The organism is Parasphingomonas halimpatiens (assembly GCF_036663795.1).
Classification (GTDB): domain Bacteria; phylum Pseudomonadota; class Alphaproteobacteria; order Sphingomonadales; family Sphingomonadaceae; genus Sphingomonas.
Genome location: NZ_JAXOJP010000048.1, coordinates 16536 through 27075 on the forward strand (window position 1 = coordinate 16536; position 10540 = coordinate 27075).

Here is a 10540-nt window from a genome sequence, read left to right on the forward strand (position 1 = left end):
TCATTACCCCGTTACTTGCTTATACGAGCATCAACGATCGACAAAATCCAATTCAATCCACATTGAGCGTTGGTAATTGCCAGCGCGCCGCGGCGACCAATGCGGCGGTGTGCTCATTTTGGGGTGAGCGGAACAATGCGGCCGTCTCTCCGGATTCAATGATCCTCCCCGCCCGCATCACCGATGTCTTGTCGCAGAGCGCCTCAACGATCTTCATGTCGTGCGAGATGACCAGCATGGCGAGCCCGCTTTCGCGCTGCACCTCGCGCAGCAATGCAACAATCGCGACCGCCACGGTGGGGTCGAGGGAGGCGGTAGGCTCGTCTGCGATTAACAACTTCGGCCGACACGCCAGCGCGAGCGCGAGCGCAACGCGCTGGGCCATGCCCCCGCTCAATTCGGCCGGATAGGCTGATAACACCCGGGTGGGCTCGGCCAGACGAACGCGATCGAGCAACTCCAAGCTTGCGGAGTTGCGCGCGCGCTGATCGGTGAGCCCATGCAACCGCAGCGTCGTGTCCAGATGGGCCTTGACCGTCCGGGACGGATTCAGGCTGCCGCGTGCATCCTGAAAGATCATCGTCATACCCCGGCCGCGGATGGACCGCCATGCATCCGGCCGGGAGGGATCGAGCGCTTCGCCGCACCAGCGCACGCTGCCATCGACCTTCGCGTCACGACCGAGCAAGCCGATCGACGCGAGGGCAGTGACGGTCTTCCCGCTTCCCGATTCCCCAACCAGACCATGACTGGTCTGGGGGGAAACAACGAGATCCAGCCCACGAACCGCCTGAACAGGCTCGCGGCCCCTGCTATGAAAGGTGATGCTCAGCGATTTAATGGCGAGCAAGTCGCCCCCTTCGGTTGCGTTCAAGGAGCTTCTCCGTCGTCCCTTCGGATACTCGATGGCATGATCCTCATGAATGACCAAATTGCTCCTGCTCGCCGATGCCGCGAGGCACAAATCCTTAACTTCCCGATTTGCCCGGGAGTTTATGCCGCGGATCGGCGGCCGAATGGATGTGGCCGATCAGAGGAATCGCAAGAGGTAGAAAGCGAGAGGGTACCTGATGAAGCCGAAGTCTTCGATACAATCAGTCCTATCGACGCAAGGCTACCTCGACGGAGAGTCTATTGAGCATTCCCAATCGAATCGGGAACTGATGGGCCAATTCGCGCGGCTCCCGCGCGACTTACCGCTTGGGCTGCCTGCTCTTGGGGGCATCCATCGGTGTCAATTAGAATCTTATTCATCGTCTTCGATGTTCGGGAGCATCAGCAATCTCGGATTACTGCGCAGCAGGAGAAAGGGGACGACTAAGCCAACAATCGCGCAAACGATCGCTAGGCCGCCGGGCATGACCGACGCTTTGAGAAAATCGTAGCCAGCGTTAATGCCCACCCCCAATCCGAAAGTAATCAGAGCGAAGATGAAATAGTTGCGAACCAGCCAACTGCGCAACCGCATGCGACGCGCCCCTTCGGCGCGGAGCACCGACCCACTAATGTGGCGCCACGCCATCTCTCCTACTATCGCACCATAAAGGAGGAGATCTGGCCCCCGTGCGATAAACCGTGTTGAGTCCGAGGGATCCGGGTTGAATAATTGCAGTCCGGCTTCGCGATAGATTTCGGTATTTGTCTTGATCACATCGAAGTGCGGATTGCGCGGAAAATGCGTAGACAGCTTCGCTCGCATGGCGGCAGTGTCGACATACCAAGGGCTCTCGACCTCAAGATCGTCGAGTGTATAGACCAGAATGATCTCGATCCGGCGGCGAGCCGAAGCGCTTAATGCCACAAGGATGTCTTCAATACAGTCGTAGTTGACCTGACGACTCCGATAGTAGGCGGTTGACGGCACATCGGACGGGTTGACCCTTCCGCCGTCGATCGTTTCCGCTATGCCGCGATCGAGCACGAGTGTGTTAATGTCGTGCTTAAAAATTGCGCTTTCCAAACGCTTGACGGCGTTGGTCCCGCGCCCGCCCCCCCGAAGCTCGATGTCCTCAATGAAGTCGATTCCGCAACCTGGCAGAGCGGATTGACTTGCGGCGCGCCGTATTCGTGCTGCCACGTACGTAGCGATTAAGCCCACATCATCCGCGACCAATACTCGTAATGAATTCTTTCGAAGCACGAGCGCACCTCCAGCCATGACGTAAAGAGCATCTCACCCTAGCATAGAACCCATGGTACGCAGTGCCTCGTGAGGTCATGATGGGTCGCCGCTTCTGCTCTTGCGGTAAACGCCAGAAATCACGTCAGGCCCGACGGAATTCCGGGGTGAGAATTTGCGCTCCATCACGGAGTCGGTCGAGGTAGTCGGACCACCACTACATCATCCTCACCCTCTCTGCCCAATGCGCGCCGCGATGATAGGCAGCTCGAACCTGATCGGGGTCCTTGTGGGCGAGTGAACGCTCGATCGCGTCAGGATGCTACAGGCCCGACTCGTTCAGCAAGGTGCTCGCGACCGCGCGGAAGCCGTGGGATGTCATCTCGTCGCCTCCATACGGCAGGGTCCGAAGCCTTATGATGGCACGCGGGCCCACTTTCCCTGCGATCGCGCGGTACGCCCATGGTCGCGCGCGGCGACAATTGCCACGATGCTGCCCGACACCCGACCCAGCACCGCTGATCCGGCGCGCATTCCCAAAGGGGGCCCGTCCTTGCCGGCTGCGGCTGCGCCGCCGGATGTGCTGGCGCCGCGCCAAGTGCGGGGCGGCGTCGCTTCCACCCCTCCCAGCCATCGGCGGGTTGATGCCGGGAGGATGATTTGCCGCCTACCCCGCCGAAGCAACCGCGCGCTTGAGTGCAATTGCGATTTCCTGGAGGCAGAGAGCCGCGGGCGTGAGCGTTCCCTTTCGCCAAGGGCAGCCGGTCAGCGCGCGGGTCGCTCGGAGGGGGAGAGATGGGGCTTCGGCTCCGCGACGGGTTCGAGGCGGGGAGAGAGTCTCCCGGCCACCCGTCCCGGAGACCTGCCATGACACAAAACCCGATCGCCGATACCTGCGTCCCGGGCTCCTCCTCCTCAAGCCCGCGTGGCGGATACAAGGTCGATATCTCGCGGGGTGAGCGGATCGGCCGCGTCTCGTCAGAATGGTTCTCACGCTCCGACGACGAACGCTATCTGTCGCTCACTTCCCTTTATAACGCGGTTCGCGGCCGGGCCGAGCGCGCGACAGCGCGAACCGTCGACACGCGGGACATTCGCGTCGAAGCACGCCGGGACGACTCCGAGCGCCTTGCGCTGCTCGTGCCCGGCCGGGACCAGCCGATCGCGCCGACCCACTGGTCATTCGGCCAGCTGTGCGGCCTTGTCGGCGCGCCGGCCGGCTATCTCCGGCAGCTCCCGGCGCCGCTGGCCGGCATCAACATGCAGCACGGGTTGCATGCGCATCGTGGCGAACTGATCAAGACCCTTGAGGCCGACGATGGCCGCATCGAATTGCGTGCCGTGACCGGCCCCGATTATGGCCGCATCTGGGATCATGAGCTCGTCGCGGCAGTGATGAGGATCGCCGGCGACGGGGTTGGCGACACGCGCTGGAAGGTCCCCGGAGTGCTCGACTGGTCGACCATGACCCACAATCCCTTCGTCGAGGTCACGAAGGACACGACAACTCTCTATGCCAGCGATCGGGACGTCTTCCTGTTTTTGGTCGACGACGCCCATCCGATTGAAGCAGGCCGTCTGCCGAACGGCGATCCCGATCTCTACTTCCGCGGCTTCTATTGCTGGAACAGCGAGGTCGGCTCGAAGACACTCGGTATGGCGAGCTTCTACCTCCGCGCGGTGTGCATGAACCGCAATATCTGGGGCGCCGAAGGATTCGAGGAGATCAGTATCCGCCACAGCAAGTTCGCCGCGAACCGGTTTGCCCATGAGGCCGCCCCCGCGCTCGAGCGCTTCGCGACGTCGTCGCCCGCGCCGTTCATGGCCGGCATCAGGGCGGCGCGCGACAGGATCGTCGCCCGCACCGACGAGGATCGGGAGGATTTCCTGCGTCGGCGCGGGTTCGCGCGCGCAGAGACCGGCAAGATCATTGCCACCGTCCTCGATGAGGAGGGACGCCCGCCCGAATCCATCTTCGACTTCGTTCAGGGCATCACTGCGCTCGCCCGGAACCGACCGCATCAGGATGCGCGACTCGACCTCGAAGGAAAGGCTGCAAAACTGCTTGCCGGCGTGCGGTGAGGTTGGCGTGGATTCGCGGCCGGCGTCGCGGCTCCGCATCGGTCCGGCGCGGCCCTCTCCTCCCTGGAGGTAGAGGGCTGCGCCTCGCTTCGTGACGGGTTGAGGGCTGAGAGAGGTCTCCCGGCCGCCCGTCATGGAGACTGACCATGACTCAGGTTCGCAAGATCGTCCTCAGTGGATCACGCGACATTCCCTTCAACCTCCTGGTGTTGAGCCAGGCCAATGTCCGGCGCGTGAAGGCCGGCGTGTCGATCGACGCGCTTGCCACCGACATTGCACGCCGCGGCCTGCTGCAGAGCCTCACCGTCCGTCCGCAGCGCGACGCCGAAGGCGTCGAAACCGGCAAGTTCGAGGTGCCGGCCGGCGGCCGACGGTTCCGGGCGCTGCAGCAGCTCGTGAAGGCCAGGCGGATGACGAAGACGCAAGCCGTGCCGTGCATCGTCCGCGATGATGCGGAGATCTCGGCGGAGGAGGATTCGCTCGCCGAGAATGTCCACCGCGAGGCGCTGCATCCGCTCGACCAGTTCCGCGCGATGCAGACGCTGGTCGCGAAGGGCGACGATATCGAGACGATCGCGGCCACCTTCATGACCACGCCAGCGGTGGTGCGGCAGCGGTTGAAGCTGGCCTCGGTCTCGCCCGCGCTCCACCAGGTCTATGCCGATGACGGCATGACCCTTGATCAGCTCATGGCCTTTTCGGTGAGCGACGATCACGCCCGCCAGGAATCGCTGTGGGAGTTGCTGGCGAGCAGTCTGAACAAGTCCCCCGTCTTTATTCGCCAGCGACTGACCGAAGGCACGGTCCGCGCGTCTGATCGCCGGGCGCGGTTCATCGGCATCGACGCCTATGTCGAGGCTGGCGGCTGTGTGCTGCGCGACCTGTTCGAAGACGACAATGGCGGCTGGCTGCAGGATGCGGCTTTGCTCGATCGCCTCGTCATCGAGAAGCTCAAGGCCGAGGCTGACATCGTCCGTGCGGAAGGGTGGAAATGGATCGCGGTTGCGGTCGATTTTGCTTATGGCCATGTCAACGGGATGCGTGCGCTCGACAGCGTGCCGGCAGCCCTGACCGAAGCGGAAGCCGCGCGCGTCGAGGCGCTTCACAAAGAAGCGGACGCAATCGAAGCCGAATATGAGAATGTCCGCGACCTGCCGGACGAGGTGGAAAAGCGGATCACCGCGCTCGACGAAGAGCTGGCGGGACTGCTCGAACGACCGCCGCTGTTCGATCTCGCGGAAATGGCGATCGCCGGCGCATTCGTCAGCCTTGAGGTGGATGGCACGCTGTGCGTCGAGCGAGGCTGGGTGCGGGCTGAGGACGAACCCAGGATCGAGACCGACCCCGATGCCGGCGACGATCCCGAGTTTATCGGTCCGCGGCAGCCGGAAGAGCTGTCCGCACAGACTCGGGGTTCCGACGACGCCGGAAATTCGCTCATTGGGAATGAGGATGGCGATGAGGAGGAGGATGGTATCAAGCCGCTTCCCGACCGGCTTGTCTCGGAGCTGACCGCGCATCGTACGCTTGCGCTTCAGGACGCGCTCGCGCTCAGCCCCTCTGCTGCCTTCGCCGCGGTCCTTCACGCGATGGTGCTGTCGATCTTCTACTTTGGACGCTCCGAATCCTGTCTCGGGCTCTCGCTCCATCAGACGAGCTTCCCAAACCAGGCACCCGGCATGAAGGACAGTCTGTCGGCCAAATCCATCGCCGAACGTCACGCCAGTTGGGAAAAGAGGTTGCCGGAATCCGATCGGGAGCTCTGGGACGCACTGGCTCTTCTCGACGGCGATGACCAGGCGGCGTTGTTTGCACACTGCGCCGCTTACGGCGTCAATGCGCTCTGGGAGCCGGTCAGCCGCTATGACGGGCGTGTGTCCGCGCATGGTGTCGCGCGGCGGCTCGAGCACAGCCATGTGCTGGCCCGCGCTGTCGGCCTCGACATGGTCGCGGCCGGCTGGAAGCCCACGGTCGACAACTATCTCGGCCGGGTGACCAAGGCACGCATCCTGGCGGCGGTCGAAGAAGCCGGAGGCGCGCCGGCGGCGGCCCGGATCGATGGCCTGAAGAAGGTCGAGATGGCGCAGGCGGCGGAAGGGCTGCTCGACGGCAGTGGTTGGCTCGCCGAGCCGCTGCGGACGCGCGAGCTGCCGCCGGTCGTCGAAACGGACAAGGACGGCGGCGAACGTCATGTTGGCGAGGAAGCGCCCCAGGGCGACAATGACGACGTCGAAACCGACGACGTGATCGCGGCTGAATAGCCAGTCGATCCGGCGTGAACTTGGACGGGGTTCGCCGGTGACGGCGGGCCCCATTTCTCTTGAGGAGCTCGTTATGCCGAGACGAAGCGTGACCGATGTCCGCGAGCTGGTCCGCACGCTCGCCACGCATGCCGAGGTGGTATGCCGCCACTATCTATCGAACGGACACCGCGAGGGTCGCTACTGGTTCGTCGGCGATATCTACAATACGCCCGGGCGATCGACGTTCGTGCGCCTGGTCCCGGGAGGCAACGACAAACGCGTCGCCGGCAAATGGACCGATGCCGCGACCGGAGAGCATGGTGACCTGCTCGACATGATCGGTCTCTCCTGCGGTCTTCATCTGAAACGCGACACCCTCGAAGAAGCCAGGCGCTTCCTGAGCATGCCTTTGCCGGAGGTCACAGAAAGGCCGGAGTCTTCAACCCGCCGGGGCAGGGCGGCCACGGGAACGGCTGAAGCCGCCAGACGGTTGTTCGCGTCAGCAAAGCCAACGGCGCGAACCATCGCAGATGCCTATCTGCGCAAACGGCTGATGTTCGGCTCCCGGCATGAGGCCGCGCTGCGGTTCCACCCAAACTGCCATTACCGGCCATCGCGCGAAGATGCACCCGACACCCGGCGTGCCTGGCCTGCGATGATCGCGGCCGTGACTGATCTCGACGGCAATGTGACCGGGGTCCAGCGCACCTGGATAGATCCGGTCACCCTCGCCACGGCGCCCGTCGCGACGCCGCGACGAGCGATGGGCAATCTTCTCGGGCACGGCGTGCGGTTCGGCGCTGCGGACGATGTGATGATCGCTGGTGAGGGGATCGAGACCATGTTGTCACTGCGCGTGATGATGCCCGGCTTGCCGATGGTTGCAGCCCTTTCCGCGGCACATCTCGGAGCGCTGCTGTTCCCAGCCCGATTGCGCCGACTCTACGTCGCGCGCGACGATGACCGGGCGGGCGAAAGGGCACTGGCCGTGTTGACGGAGCGCGGTCGGGCGCTGGGCGTCGAGATTTTCCCGCTGCTGCCTCATCTCGGCGACTTCAACGATGATCAGCGGCTGCTGAGGGGCGATGCCAATTACCGGAATCTGAAACGGCAGCTCGTGCATGATGATGCAACGAGGTTCCTGCGGCCTCCCGAATATTGATCATCGTCGCTGTCGCGTGGTCGACGAGCCCTGGACGCATATGATCGTCGCGAGGATGCGTTGACCGCTCAGGATGCCTGCGCCAGCGGCCTTCTCGAGAGGGCGACAGAACGCCCGCCGCCCCGGTCCCGCAACGGCGGGCGACCACTATTTTCCGCCGGCGGCGATGCCGCCTTTGCAGCGCGAGACAAAATAGCGGTCGCCCGCCGTCCTCCGCTTTGCTGCGGCCCTTCAGGTGCGTGCCCGGCGCGCCCGGCGTCTTTCGTCGCCTGCGAAGGCCGCGATGGGCGCGGTCGCTACCGACAGGGACACCGTCATGACCACCGATCACGTGCAGCAGCCCGAAGAAACCGATCACCCCCAATCGACGACCGGCGCCGTCCTTCAGGAATTGGCGCTTTATGCCCATCGGCCATTTTGCGACGAAGCCGATCCACGACCGCTCCCAGAAGATCGCAGGGTCGCAGGCGCCGTCGCTGACATCTTCGACGCTCTGGTGGCGACGTTGCAGGATACCCGGCTCGAGCCCGACTTGGAGGATTTGCTCTGGGGTTCGACCAATCTGTTCCACCGCGCCGCCGAGCGCGTCGAGCGCGAGCTCGATGACAACGAACAGGCACAAAGGTGCAGCCAGCGGGAACAGGACGGCTCCGAGGTCAAATCGGTCGAGCTTGAGCGGTTGCTCAGCGAAGGGCTGACCCTGATCGAGCGGCGCGACAGCATGGAGTTTTTTCGGGACTGTGCAACCGAGCAGTTCCGCCTGCACCTGCGCAAGCCCTGGACACCGCGCACCGGGTCTGTCGCCAATCGCAAGATGCTCACCGCCTCGATGATCGACAGCCGGGACTTCATTGACGCACGCAGACGCGCCGAGCGCGAAGTGCTCATTCCGGCAGGGTCGAAGATCGCCTTTACCGCCGGCCAGGACTTCAACGACCACCGCCTGATCTGGGAGGTGCTCGACCGGGTCCACGCGAAGCATGCCGACATGGTGCTGTTGCATGGCGGTTCGACCAGTGGCGGCGAACGCATAGCGGCATGTTGGGCCGATGCACGAAAGGTCGCACAGATCGCCTTCAAGCCAGACTGGGCCCGGCACCGCAAGGCCGCACCGTTCAAGCGCAACGACGAGATGCTCGCGGTCCTGCCGATCGGGGTGATCATTTTCCCGGGCACCGGTATCCAGGACAATCTCGCCGACAAGGCCAGAGCAATGGGCATCCGGCCGATGGACTACCGTAACCACAGCGGGGGCTGACAGCCCGCTCCATCGAAGAGCAAGGCCCACCCCGCTCTTTGAGGCGCAACCTTGGTCCACCGCAGGGCCTGACACCATCAACCCATAAAGGGTCCGCTTACGCTCATGCGTGCGGCCGCGCTCAGCTGCGCCTCCCGCGGTGACGGCGGCCCTGCGCCAGACACGTCGGGCGCCTGTCGAGTGGGGATGGTCCTCGCTCCCCGACAGGAGCTTATCGGCAATGTCGCTGCGCACCGCACAGTTTCGCGCGTGGAATCTCTCCCGCACCCTCATGGTCTGCATCATCCTGTTCAGGATCGACGAGCAACAGTTCGGTGTGGTCGAAGCTTGCGAGTATGACGGGGATCCGGAGACCATCGTGCGGACCTATGACCCGTTCGAGTGAGGCATGCTCAGGAGCGGATTCGACCTGGATCGACCGGAGCCGCTTGTGTGGAGATGGAGCCGGGAAGACCCTGAGCTCGCTGGTGTCCGTCCCGAAAAATCTCAGGGAAGGTGCATGTTCGGAATGACCTTCTCGAACAAGTGGACCAGTCGAGCGATTTGGAAGAGTTGTTTGTACAGCTTCGGCAGAATGGTTCCGTTCCGAACGCTCTTTGGCACGACCATCCCCGCCTTGATTCCCTCCTGCGAGAGGATGCGGAGCCGCTTTACGAACCGCGTGTTCGCGGCAGCTGCGTTCGCGCGCGCGGCAACGATCGTCGCCGGAAAATCGTCCGGGAGCGCTGGAAGCTCGGGGCGGAGGGCCTTGAGCGCTCGCGTGACGCGGGGCCGCGGAAGTTGTTTGGATACCGCCTCGCGGCCCGGCTGCTGAAGCGTCATGTCGAGCTCGCCCCAGGCAGCTTCGAAAGCCGCGACGTCGAACGGTCCTGGCCGAGTCAGAATGGTGCGGATCTGGGGGAACTCGGCCGCTTGCTCGGGATGATGGCGCAGGAAAATGTCCATCGCCCCTGCAATTTCACCGATACGTTCGTCGATCCGACGAACATTTTCATCATAGGCCTGGAGGCGCTCCACCAGGAGTGGGTCGGGCATGACGACCGCCGCGAGCTCCTCACGATAGACAGCGACCTCCTCCTGGAGTGTCAGGAGCCAAATCTTGAGGGCGGGGAAATCCTGCTCGCCGTGGAAAGGCGCAACAAAAACTTCGCCGTGCTTGGTAATTATAGCGATTGCGGGGAGGTGCCGGGGATCGACACCGAGATCCATAGCGAAATCGGCGACGCGCGACTGAGTGTTGGCGACCAGATTTTTCACGATAGCGGCGCTGGGATTTGGCTTATCGCGCACGCGATTGAAGACTGGCTCAAACTCGCCGATCCGTGCGGCACTGACAATGCCCGACCCGGCGACGAGAAGGAATGCCACCTTGTCTTGGATGACTGAGTCGATGACGTTCACATTCTCGATGATCGACAGGAGAAGGCTTTCATCCTCTTTGGCAGGACCGAGCCACAGTAGAAGGACATCTTCCTGGCAATGGTAGCTATGAAACCATTCCAAGATTTCGTCGCAACTCGCATCGCACTCATACATGGATAGCTCCCATATACAGGAATTGAACCGCGCCGGGTTTGTCGGAGGCTCCAACTCCTGAGAAGGTGGAGCCATGACGAGCAAGACAACGAACAAGTTTGCGCCCGAGGTCCGCGAGCGAGCGGTGCGGATGGTTTTCG

General features: G+C 63.1%; 8 protein-coding genes and 1 pseudogene. 5 read left to right on the forward strand and 4 right to left on the reverse strand.

Features of this window, described 5'->3' with window-relative positions; genetic code table 11:
* Window positions 1–52: 52 nt before the first annotated feature.
* The 3 genes and pseudogenes from U1839_RS24690 to U1839_RS24700 form a co-directional block, all read right to left on the reverse strand.
* Entirely contained in the window at window positions 53–874 is an 822-nt protein-coding gene (locus U1839_RS24690; protein WP_332806219.1) for an ABC transporter ATP-binding protein, read from the reverse strand.
* 372 nt (window positions 875–1246) lie between these two features.
* Window positions 1247–2140 (reverse strand): hypothetical protein, encoded by an 894-nt coding sequence (locus U1839_RS24695; RefSeq protein ID WP_332806220.1) that lies wholly within the window; start codon window positions 2138–2140, stop codon window positions 1247–1249.
* A gap of 196 nt (window positions 2141–2336) precedes the next feature.
* A pseudogene (locus U1839_RS24700) lies at window positions 2337–2531 on the reverse strand (integrase); the annotation flags it as partial.
* 455 nt (window positions 2532–2986) lie between these two features.
* Between U1839_RS24700 and U1839_RS24705 the strand changes: the two are divergent.
* The 5 genes from U1839_RS24705 to U1839_RS24725 all read left to right on the forward strand — a co-directional run bounded on the left by U1839_RS24705 (window position 2987) and on the right by U1839_RS24725 (window position 9249).
* Window positions 2987–4201, forward strand: a complete 1215-nt coding sequence (locus U1839_RS24705; protein ID WP_332806226.1) for a DUF932 domain-containing protein — start codon at window positions 2987–2989, stop codon at window positions 4199–4201.
* A gap of 146 nt (window positions 4202–4347) precedes the next feature.
* Window positions 4348–6462, forward strand: coding sequence for a ParB/RepB/Spo0J family partition protein (locus U1839_RS24710; protein WP_332806221.1), 2115 nt, complete (start codon window positions 4348–4350; stop codon window positions 6460–6462).
* Window positions 6463–6550: 88 nt separating this feature from the next.
* Complete coding sequence (locus U1839_RS24715; RefSeq protein ID WP_443030658.1) at window positions 6551–7606, forward strand: DUF7146 domain-containing protein; 1056 nt, start codon at window positions 6551–6553, stop codon at window positions 7604–7606.
* A 316-nt stretch (window positions 7607–7922) separates the two neighbouring features.
* Window positions 7923–8864: a DUF2493 domain-containing protein gene (locus tag U1839_RS24720; RefSeq protein WP_332806223.1), complete on the forward strand. Its 942-nt coding sequence runs from the start codon at window positions 7923–7925 to the stop codon at window positions 8862–8864.
* 220 nt (window positions 8865–9084) lie between these two features.
* Window positions 9085–9249, forward strand: coding sequence for a hypothetical protein (locus U1839_RS24725; RefSeq protein ID WP_332806224.1), 165 nt, complete (start codon window positions 9085–9087; stop codon window positions 9247–9249).
* Window positions 9250–9350: 101 nt separating this feature from the next.
* Here U1839_RS24725 and U1839_RS24730 read toward each other — a convergent pair.
* Window positions 9351–10540: hypothetical protein (locus U1839_RS24730; protein WP_332806225.1), on the reverse strand; the 1190-nt coding region annotated here is incomplete at its 5' end.